Source organism: Candidatus Phyllobacterium onerii (assembly GCF_028331445.1).
Classification (GTDB): Bacteria; Pseudomonadota; Alphaproteobacteria; order Rhizobiales; family Rhizobiaceae; genus Phyllobacterium; species Phyllobacterium onerii.
This window is the reverse complement of record NZ_JAQMHX010000006.1, coordinates 49,641-67,408: the sequence shown is the minus strand read 5'-3', so window position 1 is coordinate 67,408 and position 17,768 is coordinate 49,641. Positions and strand designations below refer to the sequence as shown.

The following is a 17,768-nucleotide window of genomic DNA, read 5'->3' as shown; positions in this document are numbered from 1 at the left end:
CGGCCACCAAGACAGTGAAAGCCGGGCATGCATTTTCGATTAGCATTTTAAGCGTCCGACAGAAAGGTAGGCGGGGCAATCCAGATAAACAATCGCGAACCGATTCACGGAGTGTACCGTAACGAAATAGAACGCGAGGCGAACGAATCAGCTACGAAACGGCTCTAGGATGTGATTCCTGATTTGTTCACGGCCATATCTAGCTTCTCCGGCACTAAATCGCACTACATGCTGAATCATTGAAAATAGGCCTCGCCAGGTTGCATTTCTGACAGCGGCGCATGTCAACTCATAATTGTGACCGAGTTTATCAGCACTAAAGACCAATGATTTCTTATGGTTAGCTGATCCATGCAAGTTTGCTCCGACAACTATCGTTGCCATACCGGTCAAGCCAAATGGAATCGGCGCCTCGCGAGATTTCCGTTTTGTTCACCACACATATTTGATGCTGCTGCAACAGAAACCGCACAACTCGGAACGATTCACGAGCTTTATAGGACAAGATTCAGGGCACCCATCCGGCGGAAGAACACCATGTTGGCGCTACGCATCTTCCATTATGTTCAGGTCGAATATTGTCCACCATTGGCCGTGATTGTAGACCCGGTGATGAAACCCGCATCGTCAGATGCCAGGAACACCACGCAGCGCGCTACTTCTTCCGGTTCGCCAAGGCGTCCGACGGGAATTTGCGGAATTATCCGCTCATTGAGCACCTTCTCATCAATTGCCCGCACCATCTCAGTGCCTATGTAGCCAGGGCAGATGGCATTGACCGTAATGCCGGCGCGCGCCCCCTCTTGAGCCAAAGCCTTTGTGAAGCCGATATCCCCCGCCTTTGAAGCCGAGTAGTTGGCTTGGCCCGCCTGGCCCTTTTGTCCGTTGATCGAAGAAATGTTGATCACCCGGCCGAATTTGCGGTCGCGCATACCGCTCCACACTGGATGGGTCATGTTGAACAGGCCAGTAAGATTGGTATTGATTACGTCGCTCCATTGGCCCGGCGTCATCTTATGGAACATCGCATCACGCGTGATGCCGGCGTTGTTCACCAGCACCGCGACGGGACCGAGTTCTGCTTCGATCCTTGCAATACCTGCTGCGCATTCCTCATAATTGGAAACATCCCACTTATAGGTTGCGATTCCGGTTTTTTTTCCGAATTCTTTGGCGGCCTCATCATTGCCAGCGTAGTTAGCCGCCACCTTGTAGCCTGCGGCTTTCAAGGCGACGCATATTGCTGCGCCTATGCCGCGCGTTCCACCTGTTACGATTGCTGTTTTTGTCATTTATCCATCCCTCCCTGAAACTGATCTCGTATAACGCAGTGCGACAATGAAAACATGAAACGGGTTGTTGGCTGCAACAGCGGCCATCGATATAAAAGCCGGCCCAATAATATTGAGCCGGTTGAAGCCTTGTTAGTCCTTGATGCGCTCTACACAAAGCGCGACACCCATGCCGCCGCCGATGCAAAGCGTAGCGAGGCCCTTTGTGCCGTTGCGACGCTTCAACTCGAACAGCAATGTGTTGAGAACACGAGCACCGGAGGCGCCAATTGGATGGCCGATGGCAATTGCGCCACCATTCACGTTGACTATGTCGGGGTTGAATCCGAGATCCTTGTTGACGGCGCACGCCTGCGCCGCAAAAGCTTCGTTTGCCTCAACAAGATCAAGGTCTTCGGCTGTCCAACCCGCCTTTTCAAGGGCTTTGCGCGAGGCCGGGATCGGTCCCGTTCCCATGATGGATGGATCGACACCAGCAGTTGCCCAGGACGCGATTCTTGCCAGAGGCTTGATGCCGCGACGCTTGGCTTCTTCCTCGCTCATCAGCACAACCGCGGCGGCCCCATCATTGAGACCCGATGCATTGCCTGCAGTCACAGTCCCGTCCTTGTCGAAAGCCGGACGCAATTTCGCCAGTGAGTCTAGTGTTGCTCCATGGCGGATATATTCATCGTCGGCAACCACCACGTCGCCTTTGCGCGTTTTGACCGTAAACGGCACGATTTCATCCTTGAACTTGCCAGCCTTTTGAGCTGCCTCGGCTTTGTTCTGTGAACCAAGCGCGAACTTGTCCTGTTCCTCGCGGGTCAACTGCCACTTGGTGGCGATGTTTTCGGCTGTAATACCCATGTGATAACCGTGGAAGGCATCTGTCAAACCATCCTTGATCATCGTATCGATCAGCTTCATGTCGCCCATCTTGGTACCACTGCGAAGATGCGCGCAATGCGGTGACAAGGACATTGATTCCTGACCTCCGGCAACGACGATAGTGGCATCACCCATGGCAATCTGTTGCATACCCAGAGCAACCGCGCGCAATCCGGAACCGCAAACCTGGTTCAGGCCCCAGGCAGTCGCTTCCTGCGGAATACCGGCGGCCATCGCTGCCTGTCTCGCCGGGTTTTGGCCTTCGCCAGCACCGAGCACCTGCCCCATGATCACCTCATCGACGTCCGCCCCGTCGACCCCAGCGCGGCTCAGAACTTCCTTGATGACGGCAGCGCCCAGTTCATGTGCCGGAACATTGGCAAATGCACCGTTGAACGATCCAACAGGGGTACGGGCGGCACTTGCGATGACGATGGATTGGGTCATAACGTTTCCTCATATTTGTCATTCTGAATTCATAAAGCATATATCGGTCAGAATTAGCTGCCTTCAACAGTTTGACAAGGCCCATTTAAGTATCAGACGCAAATATCGCTCGTCGCACTGCAGCATTGGATACAATGCACTGCGTTGAATGCAATGCACAAATCGCTTTGAATTGACGCGCTTTGCCCCTATCCTCTCAAGTCTATCCGTAAGCCGGCACGCAAATTCGGCGGAGGAAACGAAGTTTTGGGGAGTTGAGTAATGGCAGCGAAAACCGGGGACATCGTCATAAAAAAATACGCCAACCGGCGTCTCTACAACACCGGAACAAGTACTTACGTGACGTTGGAAGACCTGGCCGAGATGGTAAAGCGCAACGAGGACTTTACGGTTCAGGATGCAAAGACTGGCGAGGACATTACTCACTCGGTTCTGACCCAGATTATTTTCGAGCTCGAAAACAAGGACGGGCAGAACATGCTGCCTATCCCGTTCTTGCGCCAATTGATTGCCTATTATGGCGATCAGATGCAGGTTGTGCTTCCAACGTTCCTTGAACAGTCCATGTCAGCCTTTGCAAAGGAGCAGGAGCGCATGCGCGAGCAACTGACGGCGGCATTCGGCAAGACGCCGATGGACATGATGAATGTTAGCGCCCCACTCAAACTGGTCGAAGAGCAGGTGCGTCGCAACACGGAAATGCTGCAGCATGCCATGCGCATGTTCACACCTTTTCCCTTGAACAAGACCACCGCTCCTTCTGAGCCCGATGATGCGCCCGCGCCCGAGAAGCCCGCAAAAGATACGGGGCTCGATGAGTTGAAGGAGCAGATTGCCGCTATGCAGCGCAAACTCGACTCCCTTGATAAATAATCGCTGGGGATAGAGCTAACATTAACGGCGGAGTACTCGGTATGGGAGCGGCCAAAGCAACGGTATTCATCGACAATGAGCGCGTCGTCGTTACGGAATATCGTTTTGCTGTCGGAGAGAACACGGGTTGGCACAGGCACGCGCGTGATTATGTCGTCGTCCCGCTGATGGACGGACGGGTCAAGCTGGTGACGAAGGCCGGTGAATCATTTGCGGAAATGAAAAAGGGCGTTCCCTATTTCCGGACTGAGGGCGTCGAGCACGATGTCGTTAACGCCAATGATGGCGAATATGCTTTTATCGAGATCGAGCTGAAATAGCACAAGTGCTGCGCACAAACAAAAAGACCGGCACAGCGGCCGGTCTTTTTAGTGCGAATTCGGAAGAGAATTAGCCTTCCTTCGGTGTCAGAACCTGACGGCCACGGTACATGCCGGTCTTCAGATCGACGTGATGCGGACGGCGCAGTTCGCCTGAATTCTTGTCTTCGACGTAAGTCGGTGCCTTCAGCGCGTCGGCGGAACGGCGCATGCCGCGCTTCGACGGAGAAGTTTTTCGTTTAGGTACAGCCATTGTTCCAGCTCCAGTAATCAGTCAAAATCCGGCACTGGCCCGATTGAGCCTGTCGCAATGGACAAAATTCCGGAAAGTTCGGTGGGGCTATACACGTCCTGAGGGCTTTTGACCAGCAGGACTCGCATATTTTTTGTCGCCGAAGCTTTTATTGGCAGATTCGTCTAGTTCACGCATCCGACATAGGCTCCGGCCCCACGCGCTCTGCGTTCGTTGACTCGTGCTAATGTTTGCATGCCGCGGCCGGGCCGCGCAGGGTTGCGCACGATCGGATTAGGCAACGTCACCGCCAGATAGGCGGCCTGACGCGGTGAAAGCTTTGCTGCGCTTGTCTTGAAATGATATTGAGCCGCGGCTTCAATACCATAAATGCCGGGCCCCCATTCAGCGATGTTCAGGTAGATTTCCAGCAACCGCTGCTTGGGCAGAATAAGATCTGTCAGCACGGCCAGAGGTACTTCCAGTCCTTTGCGGATGAATGAGCGACTTGTCCACAGGAACAGGTTTTTGGCTGTCTGCATCGGAATCGTCGATGCGCCACGCGTCTGTTCGCCGTCAATCGTATCCGAAACGACGGAATTCAATGCATCCCAGTCCACGCCGTTGTGAAAACAAAACCTCGCATCCTCGGACATCATCACCGAATTGACGAGAGATGGAGATATCTGGTCGAGTGGCACCCAGCGTCGATCATAACCAGAGAACGTCACGATATCTTTCATCATCAATGTAGAAATCGGATGAATGAAGGGCAATCGGTAGAGACTGAGCAGGATAATCGGCAACATGATCAATATGATTCCCGCCAGAATCAGGTAACGCATGGCGCGCCCGACGGGCGAACGTCCAGGATTGACCAGATAACCTCTGCCCCGCTTGTTTCTGACGAGAAGCCTTGCCACACATATCTTCCATTTGAATATTCCTGTCGGACATAAAGCAAAGAGCACCAGAAGGGAATTCTTTCTACGATTTTCTGAGCCGGACACTGGGACCACTGCAGAAATGCAACCGCGCTTGCCAAGAGGCCATTGACCGGAAGTCGATTTATCGGCAATTGGCTGAGTATGATGACTGATCGGGATTTCTCATTGTTCCAGATTACCTTACAGCAGCGCGCAGCTTCGGTTGAAGCGCTGCTTGGCAATTTGCTGTCGGATAGCCCGCAAACCGGCGAGATCAGCCGGCCGTCCCGATTGATGGCCGCGATACGCCACAGCGTGTTGAATGGCGGCAAGCGCCTTCGACCGTTTCTGGTCATGGAAAGCGCCGCCCTTTTTAAAGCGGATAATCTTGCCGCTTTGCGCGTTGCTGCGGCGCTCGAATGCATTCACAGCTATTCTCTCGTCCACGACGATCTGCCGGCCATGGACAATGATGATTTGCGGCGCGGTCAACCGACAGTGCATCGGAAATTTGATGAAGCAACTGCCATCCTTGCTGGAGATGGCCTCCTGACCTACGCGTTCGAATTGATTGCCAGCGAGGAAACCGAGCTTGATGCTGAAGCTAGAGTAGCGCTCGTCGCTACGCTCGCCCGCGCAGCAGGAGTTGGCGGCATGGTAGGTGGCCAGGCGCTCGATCTTGAGGCGGAAAAGGTCAAACCAGACGAGCAGGGCATTATCCGCTTGCAGGCAATGAAGACCGGGGCACTGATCCGTTTTGCCTGCGAGGCCGGTGCTATCGTTGGCCGCTCCAACTCCGAGGACCGCGAGCGACTGGCGGAGTATGGCTCGGCCATTGGCCTTGCCTACCAGCTTGCCGATGATCTGCTCGATGTCACCGCCGATGCCGCCCATATGGGCAAAGCGACCGGGAAGGATGCGGCCGCCGGCAAGGCCACACTTGTCTCCATGCATGGCATTGAGTGGACCCAGCGCCAGTTGGTCGGTCTGGTCGCGCAGGCGGAAGAGCTTCTTGCCCCCTTTGGTGAGAAAGCAGCACTGCTTAAGGACGCGGCGCGCTTTATTGCCGAAAGGCAGAGCTAGGAACTATTCTGCCGCGTGCGAACCCGCGCCGAGGCCGAAGCGGTTCTCGATGTAATCTGCCACCATTTTCTGGAATTCCTGAGCGATACCGGCGCCGCGCAAGGTAGCAACTTTCTTGCCGTCAACAAATACGGGTGCGGACGGTGTTTCACCGGTTCCCGGCAACGAAATGCCTATATCGGCCATTTTGGACTCGCCCGGTCCATTGACGATGCAGCCCATGACAGCAACGTTCAGCGCTTCAACGCCCGGATATTTCTCACGCCAGATCGGCATGTTGGTGCGGATATCGCTCTGAATCGATTGCGCCAATTCCTGGAATACTGTCGACGTCGTGCGGCCGCATCCAGGACATGCGGCGACTATCGGGATAAATTGCCGAAAGCCCATGGTTTGCAAGAGTTCCTGCGCCACCTGGACTTCGCGAGTGCGATCGCCGCCCGGTTCAGGCGTAAGAGAAATGCGAATCGTGTCTCCTATTCCTTGCTGCAGCAGGATGCCCATTGCAGCCGAAGAAGCCACGATGCCCTTGGTGCCCATGCCAGCTTCGGTCAGCCCAAGATGCAACGCGTGGTCACAGCGTCGCGCAAGTTCGGCATAAACCGCAATCAGGTCCTGAACCTGGCTTACTTTTGCGGAGAGAATGATTTTCGAACGCGGCAGGCCAATCTCTTCAGCAAGTTGCGATGAAATGAGTGCAGACTGCACAATCGCTTCCCGCGTTACGGCCTCCGCCGTCAGGGGTGCGCCAGCAGCATGATTCTGGTCCATCAGGGCAGTCAGCAATTCCTGATCGAGCGAGCCCCAGTTTACACCGATGCGAACCGGCTTGTCATGGCGGATTGCCATTTCGATGATGGCGCCGAACTGTGCATCCTTTTTGTCCTTGAATCCAACATTGCCAGGATTGATACGGTATTTTGCCAGCGCTTCAGCGCAAGCCGGATGGTCGGCAAGAAGTTTGTGGCCGATGTAGTGGAAATCACCCACCAGCGGGACCGAGAGACCCAGCCGGTCGAGACGTTCACGAATCTTCGGTACGGCTGCAGCCGATTCATCACGGTCAACTGTAATGCGGACGATCTGCGAACCCGCCCTGGACAGAGCGGCCACCTGCGCCACAGTACCATCCACATCGGCGGTATCAGTATTGGTCATCGATTGAACGACAACCGGCGCGCCGCCACCCACCATGACGCCGCCCACATCGACACCGACTGACGAGCGACGGCCAAAAGGTTGCGAGTAGTAGTCTGACATCGGCAAGCTCCAGATATGCTGTTCAGGTGGCGCAGCTATCGCCATTTGTCAACTCCGTACTTACCAAGGAGGGGCTACGCCTGCACTGCAGAGCTTGTATGACAAAGTGTTCATACTGCACATCTAGCAATTTTGCTGCAATGCAATATATTCTGTCGGCCTTCTGCACGCACGGTTGATCAATCAAAGGAAATAACCATGGCCAAAAAGACCGCAGTCGTTACAGGCTCGAATTCCGGCATCGGGCTCGGTTCCGCGCATGCTCTTGCTGCAGCAGGATACAATGTTGTGATCAACTCATTCACTGACCGGCCCGAAGATCATGCACTTGCCAGGGAAATTGCCGAGAAGTACGGCGTAGAGGTAGCCTATATCAAGGCAGACATGTCGAACGGTACCGAGTGCCGGACCCTGATTGAAAAGGCCGCCCAAACCTTTGGCAGTGTCGATGTCCTGGTCAACAATGCCGGAATTCAGTTCGTTGCGCCTGTGGATGAGTTCCCAACGGAAAAGTGGGACGCTATCATCGCCATCAATCTGACATCAGTATTTCATACGACTGCTGCTGCCCTTCCCCACATGAAACGGGCTGGTTGGGGGCGCATCATCAACATCGCGTCAGCTCACGGGCTGAGGGCTTCGCCATTCAAATCAGCCTATGTCGCGGCTAAGCATGGCGTGCTTGGCTTTACCAAGACTGTAGCGCTCGAAGTTGCGGAAAAACACATCACGAGCAATGCTATCTGCCCCGGCTACGTCCTGACGCCCCTCGTCGAGGCGCAGATTCCCGATCAGATGAAAGCGCATGATATGGATCGTGAGACCGTTATCCGCGAGGTCATGCTCGACAAACAGGCGACCAAGGAGTTTGCGACTGTGGACCAGATTGGCGCAACCGTCGTGTTCCTCGCCAGCGACGCCGCCGCGCAGATCACCGGAACCTCCATATCCGTCGATGGTGGCTGGACAGCGCAGTGATGAACGTAAAATCGAAGACAATCAACATCGCCCTGCAAGGCGGTGGTTCGCACGGTGCCTTCACTTGGGGTGTTCTCGACCGTATCCTCGAGGATGGCCGACTGACAATCGAAGGCATATCCGGCACCAGTGCAGGTGCAATGAATGCCGTAGCCCTCGCCGACGGGTGGTCACACAATGGCGCTGAAGGCGCGCGGGCGAAGTTGCACGAGTTCTGGCGCGCCGTGGGGCGAACAGGCCAGTTCAGCCCGGTCCAGCGCACGCCATGGGATCGGTTCTTCGGTAACTGGTCAGTTGAACATGGCCTCGGCTACAACTTGTTTGAACAGTTTTCGCGACTATTTTCCCCCTACGAGTTCAATCCGTTCAATCTCAACCCCCTACGGGACGTGGTCGAAAAGGAAATCGATTTCAAACGGGTACGGGCCTGTTCTCAGTTCAAGCTCTTCGTTTCCGCGACCAATGTAGAAAGCGGGCGCCTGCGTGTCTTCTCGCAATCGGAACTCAATGCAGACGTGGTCATGGCCTCAGCCTGCCTTCCCTATATTTTTCAGGCAGTGGAAATTGATGGCGAACCCTATTGGGATGGCGGCTATGGCGGCAATCCGGCGCTATACCCGTTCTTCTATTCGAGCGAGAGTGAAGACGTCCTCTTGATCCAGATCAATCCAATCGAAAGACGCGGCACCCCCAAGACGGCACGCGAAATAACCGACCGTATCGATGAGATTACCTTCAACGCTGCCCTTCTACGCGAGTTCCGTTCGATTGCATTCGTCAACTCGCTAATTAAAGCCGGGAGGCTGGAGCATGGCGAATACCGCAACATTCGAATGCACCGCATCGACGCCGACGAAGCGCTGGAGGGCCTGTCTTCGTCGTCCAAGATCAACGCCGAATGGGCGTTCCTTGAATATTTGCGCGATCTTGGCCGAGCAGCCGCAGGCGATTGGCTGGAGGAAAATTTCGATGCTGTCGGCGAACACGCTACGCTCGATCTGACCGGCGAATTGACGCCGGAAATGAGCGTCGGTCTGAAGTCTCACAAGCCGGGCAAACGCGTGAGCGATTTTCTCATGCAACGCAAAAAGCCCGCCATTGTCGCCCGCCGCGCTTAGTCGTCTCTCGAACAATTCCGCTTTTCGTCGAATCACAGAATTGCTCTAACTCTTTGTTTTTACGCAATTCCGGACGGAAAACCGGTTTTTAGGATCGGTCTACATCTGCGCTCTTTGCCAAATTGGACATCAGAAACACGACGATGAGCAACCCGGCGAGTACCATATAGACTGGCCCGAATCCGGTTCTGCCGCCGACAAAACCTATGGCCGATGGAGCGACAAGAATACCCGAATAGCCCATGAGCGTTACCATGCTGAGTGCCACCCCGGACGACGTCCCTTTTTGATTTCCTGCTGCCGAAAAGGCGATTGGGACCATATTTGCGATACCAAGCCCAGCGAATGCAAATGCAAGTATCGCAATCCAGGAATTCGGTGCAACGCTGGCTATCAACATGCCCGTTGCGCCGATAAGCGCCGAATAGCGCAATGTCTTCACTGCACCAAAGCGGTTGCGTACGCCATCGCCGAGAAATCGCATGATTGACATGGTTCCGGAAAAGGCGGCGAACGCGAAACCGGCTGTTGCGATGTCGGCGCCACGCTCCTGCTGAAGATATAGCGCTGCCCAGTCGAGTACCGAACCCTCGGGCACCATGGAAAACAACGCCATCAATCCGATGAGATAGATCAATGGATTGGTCGGGAACTCAAGCTTGTGCTTTTCCTGTGCCGCAGGCGAATCTTCGGTGATCATATAGCCGAAGGTTGCCATGCCTAGCAGGATAGCGATCAGAGTAACCACCAGCGCATGAGCCAAGTGGCCATGCGCTTCGATCAGCAATCCGCCCAGCGCGCCGCCAGCAAAGCCGCCGAGGCTCCAAAAACCATGCGATGACGACATGACCGCCCGCGAGAGCTTTTTCTCCACCTCCACTGCATTGGCATTCATCGCCACATCCATGCCGCCAATCACGGCACCGAAAAGAAACAGGGCTGGCGCAGCTGTCGAAACGTTTGGGGCGAGAGCGACGAGCAATAGCGAAAAGGAACAGAAAACCGCAAAGCCTTTCACGACCGCCCGCGATCCAAAACGGCTGATCAGATAACCGCACCATGGCATTGCAGCGAGCGCGCCCACACCAAAAACCAGGATGAGCAATCCGAGCGTGAATTCGCTGATTCCGAGGCGTACCATAAATACGGGAATTTGCGGCGCCCAGCTACCAACCAGAAAGCCGTTGAAGAAAAACGCGCAGGCGACGGCCCACCGGCCATAGACGGCTTTCCTGAGGTAGACAGAAGCATCCATTGGATCATCACCTGTTGTGCACTGATATTGCGAAGACATTTAGGTCACCGGGGCTCATCGTCTGCGACGATTACTTCGACGCCTGCCCCGCTTATCCGCTCCAGAATCAACCGATCTGCCGTCCGGTCGGTTATAAGGGTGGATACGAGCGATATTGGGCCAATGGCAAAGGGAGCCTGCTTGACGAGCTTTTCGCTTGTCGCCAAGAGAATGATCTCATTGCATGCCTGACCAAGGGCAAGTTTCATGCGTGCATCATCATAGTTCTCTGCACGCAGCATCAGTTCTTCATCGACGGCGCAAGCACCAAGAATACAATAGTCAACACGCATCGATTGGACTTCAGCCAGCGTGGATTGCCCGATGGCACTGCGCGTCAGTCGGTTTAGGCTTCCGCCCAGAAGAATGACCTCGCAGCAGGGATGGTCGAGCGCCGCCGAACCGATATCTGGAGAACCGGTAATGATGCATGCCTGAAGATCTCTAGGGAGTGCACGAACGAATTCCAATACCGTTGTGCTGGAATCGAGAAGCATCGTGGTGTTCATTGGGATGCGGGCAGCAGCGGCGGCAGCGATTGCCTTCTTGCCGGCAGTCTCATCGCGAGCACGCTGCTGAAAGCTTCGGGGACCTGATCTGCTTCTTGCAGCACCTCCGTGGAATCGCCGGACCAGGCCCTGTTCGGACAGTTCCCGAAGATCGCGGCGTATGGAGTCTTCTGAGACACCAAATTCCGATGCGACCGCATTCGCCAGCACGCGACCGGACTCATTGATCCTTTGAAGGATCATACTTTTTCTTTCGTCCGGCGATAAATCCTTCAGCATTGAACACCCCTGCATATGCCGGCAACATAGCAATTATTGCCGATATCGGCAATAGATGATGCGCATATTTGCATGAATGAGCGCTTTGGCGCGTAGGCCGGAAACAAAAAGGCCCATATGGGCCTTTCTCATGCTTGCGAATTGCCACAAGCCTATTCGTAAACGACGAGAAGATCCTTTGCGTCTATCTGATCGCCGGCACGCACGAGCACTTCCGCAATTGTGCCATCTCGTTCGGCACGCAAGGCAGTCTCCATCTTCATCGCCTCGATGGACAGCAAGACGTCTCCCGCATTGACTTTTTGTCCACTTGCAATGCCGACAGTTGAGATAATGCCTGGCATGGGCGCTCCCACCTGCTTGTCATTTCCAAGCTCCGCCTTGCGTCTTACGCCGGCGCCACTGCCGGCACGTGTGCGATCGGGGACCTTCACGCGGCGCGGCTGACCGTTCATCTCGAAAAAGACTGTGCACATTCCTTTATCATCGGGTTCACCCACTGCCTGGTTGCGAACGACGAGGGTCTTGCCGCGTTCGATATCGAGAAACACTTCCTCCTCCTGCGCCAGTCCGTAAAAGTAGACATGCGTCGGCAGTACACTCGTCGGGCCGTATGTGTTGTGCGTTATGGCAAAATCTGTGAACACTTTAGGGTACATGAGATAAGAAGCGAATTCCTGATCGCTGATCTTCCGTTCCAGTTTGGTCTCGATTTCTTTCCGCTCGGCATCAAGATCCGCGGGCGACAAAAGTGCACCCGGCCGCTCGGTGAATGGCTTTTCACCATTCAGAATCTTCTTCTGAATGTTCTTCGGCCAACCGTTCGGCGGTTGTCCGAGATCACCCCGCATCATCGACACCACCGAATCCGGAAATGCAATATCCTTATCGGGGTTCTCCACGTCGGCGACGGACAGATCCTGGCTTACCATCATCAGAGCCATATCTCCGACAACCTTGGAGGATGGCGTGACCTTGACGATATCACCGAACATCTGGTTCACGTCTGCATAGGTTTGCGCAACTTCGTGCCAACGCGTCTCGAGTCCGAGCGAGCGAGCCTGTTCCTTGAGATTGGTAAACTGCCCCCCGGGCATTTCGTGAAGGTAGACCTCGGAGGCCGGCCCCTTTAAGTCACTTTCAAAAGCCGCATATTGCGTACGCACCGCCTCCCAATAGAAGGAAATACGGCGTATCCACTCGGGATCGAGGCCGGGATCGCGCTCTGTACCTTTCAATGCCTCAACGATCGAACCGAGACATGGCTGCGAGGTATTGCCGGAAAGCGCATCCATCGCAGCGTCCACCACGTCAACACCTGCATCCACTGCTGCAAGAACAGTCGCTGCGGCAACACCCGACGTATCGTGCGTGTGGAAATGCAGCGGCAGGTCGGTTGCTTCACGCAACGCCTTGAATAAAACCTTCGCAGCATTTGGCTTCAAAAGACCCGCCATGTCCTTAAGGGCGATGATATGGGCCCCGGCCTTCTCCACCTGCTGCGCCAGGTCGACGTAATATTTCAGATCGTATTTTGGCCGCGCGGAATTCAGTATATCGCCCGTATAGCAGATCGCGGCTTCGCAGAGCTTGTTCTCCTCAACGACCGCATCCATGGTGACACGCATGTTTTCGACCCAGTTCAAACTGTCGAACACGCGGAAAACATCCACACCGCCTTTTGCCGCCTGGCGTACAAAATATTTGACGACATTATCCGGATAGCTTTTGTAACCAACGCCATTTGCGCCACGCAGCAGCATTTGCAGAAGGATATTTGGCGCGCCCTCGCGGATTTCAGCGAGGCGTTCCCACGGGTCTTCCGTCAGGAACCGCATTGCGACATCGAAAGTAGCACCACCCCAGCATTCCAGCGAGAAGAGCTGCGGCAAGGCGCGTGCGTAAGTGCCGGCAACGCGAGCAATATCATAGGTCCGCATTCGCGTAGCCAAGAGTGATTGGTGCCCGTCGCGCATCGTGGTGTCCGTAAACAACACGCGCTTTTCGTTGCGCATCCACTCGGCAAACTTTTGCGGCCCCAGTTGATCGAGCAACCGTTTGGTGCCGTCAGGGATCGGCGTTTCCACGAAAGGAACGCGCGGCAGCGCCGCATCTTTGGAGGGCGCGGCCCTGCCCTTGGTTTCCGGATGACCGTTTACGGTTACGTCCGCAAGATAGGTCAGAAGTTTGGTTGCACGGTCTTGCCGCTTGACCTGTTCAAAGAGTTCGGGAGTCGTATCGATGAATTTGGTCGTATAGGAATTATCGAGAAATTTCGGGTGTGTGATGATCGCTTCAAGGAAGGTAAGGTTAGTGGCGACACCGCGGATACGAAACTCGCGCAGCGCACGATGCATCCTGTGGATGGTTTCTTCCGCCGTTGGCGACCAGGCGGTGATCTTCTCCAAAAGCGGATCGTAGAAACGGGTAATCACCGCGCCGGAATAGGCCGTGCCGCCATCCAGACGGATACCGAAACCGGTCGCGCCCCGATAGGCGGTGATGCGACCATAGTCCGGGATAAAGTTCTGTTCGGGGTCTTCCGTAGTGATACGGCACTGCAAGGCGTGGCCGTTGAGCTTGATGTCTTTCTGCGCCGGTACGCCCGATTCCGGCGTGCCAATGGCCGCACCTTCAAGAATGCGTATCTGCGCCTTGACGATGTCGATACCAGTCACCTCTTCGGTAACCGTATGCTCGACCTGGATGCGTGGGTTCACTTCGATGAAGTAGAACTCATTCGTATCGGCATCCATCAGGAACTCGATGGTTCCGGCGCCGATGTAGCTTGTCTCCTCCGCGATCTTCAGACCATAATCGCATATTTCCTTGCGTTGGCTGTCAGTGAGGTATGGTGCCGGGGCACGCTCAACCACCTTCTGGTTCCGTCGCTGAATCGAGCAGTCGCGCTCAAAAAGGTGCACTGCATTGCCATGCGTGTCGCCAAGAATCTGTACTTCAACGTGACGGGCGCGCTGCACCAGCTTTTCAAGATAGACCTCATCCTTGCCAAAGGCGGCCTTGGCCTCCCTCTTGCCCTCAGTGACTTCGCGTGCGAGGTCATCCACCGAAAAAATAGCGCGCATGCCACGCCCGCCGCCGCCCCATGATGCCTTCAACATCACTGGGTAGCCAATCTGTTCGGCCATTGCCTTGACAGCTTCCATGTCGTCGGGCAGTGGCTCGGTTGCGGGAACCACCGGAACGCCTATTTCAATTGCCAAATTGCGCGCGGCAACCTTGTTACCAAGCCGGCGCATGGTCTCCGGCTTGGGTCCGATGAAGATAATGCCGGCCTCCGCGCAGGCATCGGCAAATTCCGGGCTTTCCGACAGAAGCCCGTAGCCTGGATGGATAGCGTCGGCGCCCGAAAGCTTCGCAACCCGGATGATCTCCTCGATTGACAGGTAGCTTTCAATGGGGCCCATATCCTTGGCGAGATGCGGACCACGACCAACCTGATAGGACTCATCCGCCTTGAAGCGGTGCAGCGCAAGCTTGTCCTCTTCCGCCCAGATCGCCACGGTTTTCATGCCAAGCTCGTTTGCCGCACGGAATACGCGGATGGCAATCTCTGATCGATTGGCGACGAGTATTTTCTTGATAGGCAAGGCGAAAACTCCAGACAGCGAAAAACGCTTTAAAATGGATTGGGCTGCATCAACATTTCTCAGGATTGTTGCAGTGCAAACAAATACATATTGAACACAAGAATCTCAAATGTCCAATAGCAAAATGCCCGGCGCTAGGCCGAGCATTTCACGCATATATCAGTTAGTCAGCTTATTGCTGGAAATAGCCGATCTTGCCGTCGGGGCCCTTTTTCCATTCATACATGACGTAGCCCGGGAATTTCGGATCGCCCTTCTCATCAAACGCCAGATCACCTAGCACCGTCTTGAATGGCCCCTTTCCTTTCAATGATTTGGCTATCAGCTCCGGATCGTTTGTTTCTGCGGCGTTTGCAGCAGCAGCGATGGCCTGAAGGGAGCCGTAGGCGTACAGCGTGAATGCTTCCGGCTCAAAACCGTCCGCCCTGAACTTCTCGATCAGTTCCTTGTTCGCCGGGTTGTTGCGTGGATCCGGACCAAATGTATTGAGCGTACCAATGACGGCATCACCTGCTATCGATGCCAACTCATTTGAGACGATCGCCGCACCTGAAATGAATTGTACTTTAAGGCCCTGGTCCGCCAATTGACGCATGATCAGGCCCGCTTCCGTGTGTACCCCACCCCAATAGAATACGGTAACACCGGCTTCTTTCACTTTGCTGATCAGCGCCGAGAAATCCTTGTCACCGGTATGGACGCCCTCGTTGAGCGCTTCGGTGATGCCCTGGGCGTTCAGTGCTTTCTTGGTTTCATCGGCGAGACCCTGGCCATAGGGCGTCTTGTCGTTGACGATGGCGATCTTGGCGTCCTTGAAATGATCGGCGATATATGCTCCGGCGACCTTCCCTTGCTGGTCATCGCGGCCACAGGTTCGGAATGTGTTCCAGAGACCGCGCTCGGTATACTTCGGATTGGTCGACGCCGGGGTTACCTGCAGGATTCCATTCTCCGCATAAACCTCCGACGCTGGTATCGATACGCCCGAATTGTAATGACCAATAACGATCTTCACGCCGTCGGCCACGAATTTGTTTGCAACGGAAATACCTTGCTTCGGATCGGAAACATCATCGCCAAAGGCTAGATCTATCTTCTCACCATTGATACCGCCGGCGTCGTTTATAGCAGCGGTAGCTGCCTCGACCCCTCGCTTTATCTGCGCACCCATGGCTGCATTCGGGCCAGTGAGTGGAGCCCCAACGCCGACCAGTATATTGGCGTGAGCGTAACCGGTGAATATGACCATTGCTGCTGCAATCATGCCGGGAAAAAGTAACTTCGTCATACAAACTCCATTCTAAAATGATGTCAAAAAAATTAGCGGGCAATATTACCAAATCCGGAGTTCGATCACCGGTATAGGTTTAGGCGGATAAACGAAAAATTGCGAACAAGCACCGCTGTTTTCCGTCGAAACACGACAAACGCGATGGTTATTAATGTGAATGCCCAGCATCGCGCCGGGCATTCACTGATCATCTCAAACGGAAGGCTTATTGCTGGAAATAGCTGTACTTGCCGTCTTCGCCCTTCTTCCATTCGTACATAACATAGCCTGGAAGCTTGGGATCGCCCTTTTCATCAAAGGCGATATCGCCAAGAACGGTCTTGAACGGACCCTTTTCCTTCATCGTTTTTGCAACGGTCTCAGGATCGTTCGATCCCGCGGCTTTCGCTGCGTCTGCGATAACCTGTGCCGCAGCATAGGAATAGAGTGTATAAGCTTCCGGCTCGAAGCCCTGCGCGCGGAACTTTTCAACGAGTTCCTTGTTGGCTGGGTTCTTGCTCGGATCTGGGCCGAATGTGTTCAACGTACCCGCGACGGCATCGCCAGCGATGGAAGCAAGTTCGTTCGAAACGATACCGTCACCGGAGATGAACGTGACTTTCAGGCCCTGATCAGCAAGCTGGCGGATAATCAGGCCAGCTTCCGTGTGCAAGCCACCCCAATAAAGAACCGTAACGCCGGCTTCCTTTGCCTTGGCGATCAGAGCGGAGAAGTCTTTGTCGCCGACGTTAACGCCTTCGTACATCGCTTCCTTCATGCCCTTGGCATTCAGCGTCTTCTTGGTTTCGTCCGCGAGGCCCTGGCCATATGGTGTCTTGTCATGGACAACCGCAATCTTGGCATCCTTGAACTTCTCGGCAATGTACGTACCAGCTACAACACCCTGCTGATCGTCACGTCCGCAAGTGCGGAAGGTGTTCCACAATTTACGCTCTGTGAAGACCGGGTTGGTCGCAGCAGGCGTGATTTCCAGAATCCCGTTTTCAGCATAAACTTCAGATGCCGGGATCGAAACGCCGGAATTGAAGTGGCCGATAACGAACTTCACACCATCAGCAACAAACTTGTTGGCAACGGAAATGCCCTGTTTTGGATCCGAAACGTCATCGCCAAGTGACAGTTTGACCTGCTCACCATTAACGCCGCCGGCTGCATTGATCTCAGCGATAGCTGCTTCTGCACCCTTCTGCAACTGTGCACCGAAAGCGGCGTTCGGTCCGGTCAACGGTCCACCGACACCGATCAGAAGATCGGCATACGCGTTGCCGCTCAAGGCGAGCATTGCAGCAAGTGCAACGCCCGATAACAGTGACTTCTTCATTTGAAAACTCCCATTTTCTAGGTACTTACCAACCCCTCGCGACGGTTTGTTTTCGTCGCTTGAA

At 54.7% G+C, this 17,768-nt stretch carries 15 protein-coding genes; 5 read left to right on the top strand and 10 right to left on the bottom strand.

Annotation, left to right across the window (positions count from 1 at the left end; all coding sequences use genetic code 11):
* Positions 1-566: 566 nt before the first annotated feature.
* Together phbB and PHA01_RS14990 are read right to left on the bottom strand one after the other, a co-directional pair.
* Positions 567-1,292: a beta-ketoacyl-ACP reductase gene (phbB, locus tag PHA01_RS14995; RefSeq protein WP_271896786.1), complete on the bottom strand. Its 726-nt coding sequence runs from the start codon at positions 1,290-1,292 to the stop codon at positions 567-569.
* A gap of 132 nt (positions 1,293-1,424) precedes the next feature.
* Positions 1,425-2,609, bottom strand: coding sequence for an acetyl-CoA C-acetyltransferase (locus PHA01_RS14990; RefSeq protein WP_112531011.1), 1,185 nt, complete (start codon positions 2,607-2,609; stop codon positions 1,425-1,427).
* A 261-nt stretch (positions 2,610-2,870) separates the two neighbouring features.
* Between PHA01_RS14990 and phaR the strand changes: the two genes are divergently transcribed.
* Positions 2,871-3,482, top strand: coding sequence for a polyhydroxyalkanoate synthesis repressor PhaR (gene phaR / locus PHA01_RS14985; RefSeq protein ID WP_271896783.1), 612 nt, complete (start codon positions 2,871-2,873; stop codon positions 3,480-3,482).
* 41 nt (positions 3,483-3,523) lie between these two features.
* The gene (locus tag PHA01_RS14980; RefSeq protein ID WP_271896781.1) at positions 3,524-3,802 is read left to right on the top strand and encodes a cupin domain-containing protein; all 279 of its coding nucleotides are present in this window, start codon (positions 3,524-3,526) and stop codon (positions 3,800-3,802) included.
* 70 nt (positions 3,803-3,872) lie between these two features.
* Here the strand turns inward: PHA01_RS14980 and rpmF are convergent, their stop codons facing one another.
* The gene (gene rpmF, locus PHA01_RS14975; protein WP_008121851.1) at positions 3,873-4,055 is read right to left on the bottom strand and encodes a 50S ribosomal protein L32; all 183 of its coding nucleotides are present in this window, start codon (positions 4,053-4,055) and stop codon (positions 3,873-3,875) included.
* A gap of 164 nt (positions 4,056-4,219) precedes the next feature.
* Positions 4,220-4,879 (bottom strand): monofunctional biosynthetic peptidoglycan transglycosylase, encoded by a 660-nt coding sequence (gene mtgA / locus PHA01_RS14970; RefSeq protein WP_271897372.1) that lies wholly within the window; start codon positions 4,877-4,879, stop codon positions 4,220-4,222.
* Positions 4,880-5,125: 246 nt separating this feature from the next.
* Between mtgA and PHA01_RS14965 the strand changes: the two genes are divergently transcribed.
* Positions 5,126-6,043 (top strand): polyprenyl synthetase family protein, encoded by a 918-nt coding sequence (locus PHA01_RS14965; protein WP_271897369.1) that lies wholly within the window; start codon positions 5,126-5,128, stop codon positions 6,041-6,043.
* A gap of 3 nt (positions 6,044-6,046) precedes the next feature.
* Here PHA01_RS14965 and ispG read toward each other — a convergent pair whose 3' ends face one another.
* Complete coding sequence (gene ispG, locus PHA01_RS14960; protein ID WP_271897367.1) at positions 6,047-7,303, bottom strand: flavodoxin-dependent (E)-4-hydroxy-3-methylbut-2-enyl-diphosphate synthase; 1,257 nt, start codon at positions 7,301-7,303, stop codon at positions 6,047-6,049.
* A 198-nt stretch (positions 7,304-7,501) separates the two neighbouring features.
* Here ispG and PHA01_RS14955 point away from each other — a divergent pair, with 198 nt between their 5' ends.
* The gene (locus tag PHA01_RS14955; RefSeq protein WP_271896776.1) at positions 7,502-8,281 is read left to right on the top strand and encodes a 3-hydroxybutyrate dehydrogenase; all 780 of its coding nucleotides are present in this window, start codon (positions 7,502-7,504) and stop codon (positions 8,279-8,281) included.
* Complete coding sequence (locus PHA01_RS14950; RefSeq protein WP_271896774.1) at positions 8,281-9,399, top strand: patatin-like phospholipase family protein; 1,119 nt, start codon at positions 8,281-8,283, stop codon at positions 9,397-9,399. Before PHA01_RS14955 ends, PHA01_RS14950 begins: the two co-directional genes overlap by 1 nt.
* 88 nt (positions 9,400-9,487) lie before the next feature.
* On the opposite strand, the gene PHA01_RS14945 is transcribed toward PHA01_RS14950, so the two are convergent.
* From PHA01_RS14945 to PHA01_RS14925, 5 genes are all read right to left on the bottom strand, one after another.
* Positions 9,488-10,654 carry an MFS transporter gene (locus tag PHA01_RS14945; protein WP_271896772.1) on the bottom strand — a complete coding sequence of 389 codons (1,167 nt, stop codon included), beginning with the start codon at positions 10,652-10,654 and terminating at the stop codon, positions 9,488-9,490.
* Positions 10,655-10,698: 44 nt separating this feature from the next.
* Positions 10,699-11,445: a DeoR/GlpR family DNA-binding transcription regulator gene (locus tag PHA01_RS14940; RefSeq protein WP_271896770.1), complete on the bottom strand. Its 747-nt coding sequence runs from the start codon at positions 11,443-11,445 to the stop codon at positions 10,699-10,701.
* A 188-nt stretch (positions 11,446-11,633) separates the two neighbouring features.
* Positions 11,634-15,092 carry a pyruvate carboxylase gene (gene pyc, locus PHA01_RS14935; RefSeq protein ID WP_271896768.1) on the bottom strand — a complete coding sequence of 1,153 codons (3,459 nt, stop codon included), beginning with the start codon at positions 15,090-15,092 and terminating at the stop codon, positions 11,634-11,636.
* A 172-nt stretch (positions 15,093-15,264) separates the two neighbouring features.
* A complete protein-coding gene (locus PHA01_RS14930) occupies positions 15,265-16,380 on the bottom strand; it encodes a branched-chain amino acid ABC transporter substrate-binding protein (RefSeq protein WP_271896766.1) in 1,116 nt (371 codons plus the stop codon).
* Between the two features lie 208 nt (positions 16,381-16,588).
* Entirely contained in the window at positions 16,589-17,704 is a 1,116-nt protein-coding gene (locus PHA01_RS14925; protein WP_271896765.1) for a branched-chain amino acid ABC transporter substrate-binding protein, read from the bottom strand.
* Positions 17,705-17,768: the final 64 nt, after the last annotated feature.

Excerpts from the sequence above, each read along its gene's own strand:
- phbB (WP_271896786.1), bottom strand. The coding sequence starts at position 1,292 with ATGACAAAAACAGCAATCGTAACAGGTGGAACGCGCGGCATAGGCGCA.
- PHA01_RS14990 (WP_112531011.1), bottom strand. The coding sequence starts at position 2,609 with ATGACCCAATCCATCGTCATCGCAAGTGCCGCCCGTACCCCTGTTGGA.
- phaR (WP_271896783.1), top strand. The coding sequence starts at position 2,871 with ATGGCAGCGAAAACCGGGGACATCGTCATAAAAAAATACGCCAACCGG.
- PHA01_RS14980 (WP_271896781.1), top strand. The coding sequence starts at position 3,524 with ATGGGAGCGGCCAAAGCAACGGTATTCATCGACAATGAGCGCGTCGTC.
- rpmF (WP_008121851.1), bottom strand. The coding sequence starts at position 4,055 with ATGGCTGTACCTAAACGAAAAACTTCTCCGTCGAAGCGCGGCATGCGC.
- mtgA (WP_271897372.1), bottom strand. The coding sequence starts at position 4,879 with ATGCGTTACCTGATTCTGGCGGGAATCATATTGATCATGTTGCCGATT.
- PHA01_RS14965 (WP_271897369.1), top strand. The coding sequence starts at position 5,126 with ATGACTGATCGGGATTTCTCATTGTTCCAGATTACCTTACAGCAGCGC.
- ispG (WP_271897367.1), bottom strand. The coding sequence starts at position 7,303 with ATGTCAGACTACTACTCGCAACCTTTTGGCCGTCGCTCGTCAGTCGGT.
- PHA01_RS14955 (WP_271896776.1), top strand. The coding sequence starts at position 7,502 with ATGGCCAAAAAGACCGCAGTCGTTACAGGCTCGAATTCCGGCATCGGG.
- PHA01_RS14950 (WP_271896774.1), top strand. The coding sequence starts at position 8,281 with ATGAACGTAAAATCGAAGACAATCAACATCGCCCTGCAAGGCGGTGGT.
- PHA01_RS14945 (WP_271896772.1), bottom strand. The coding sequence starts at position 10,654 with ATGGATGCTTCTGTCTACCTCAGGAAAGCCGTCTATGGCCGGTGGGCC.
- PHA01_RS14940 (WP_271896770.1), bottom strand. The coding sequence starts at position 11,445 with ATGATCCTTCAAAGGATCAATGAGTCCGGTCGCGTGCTGGCGAATGCG.
- PHA01_RS14930 (WP_271896766.1), bottom strand. The coding sequence starts at position 16,380 with ATGACGAAGTTACTTTTTCCCGGCATGATTGCAGCAGCAATGGTCATA.
- PHA01_RS14925 (WP_271896765.1), bottom strand. The coding sequence starts at position 17,704 with ATGAAGAAGTCACTGTTATCGGGCGTTGCACTTGCTGCAATGCTCGCC.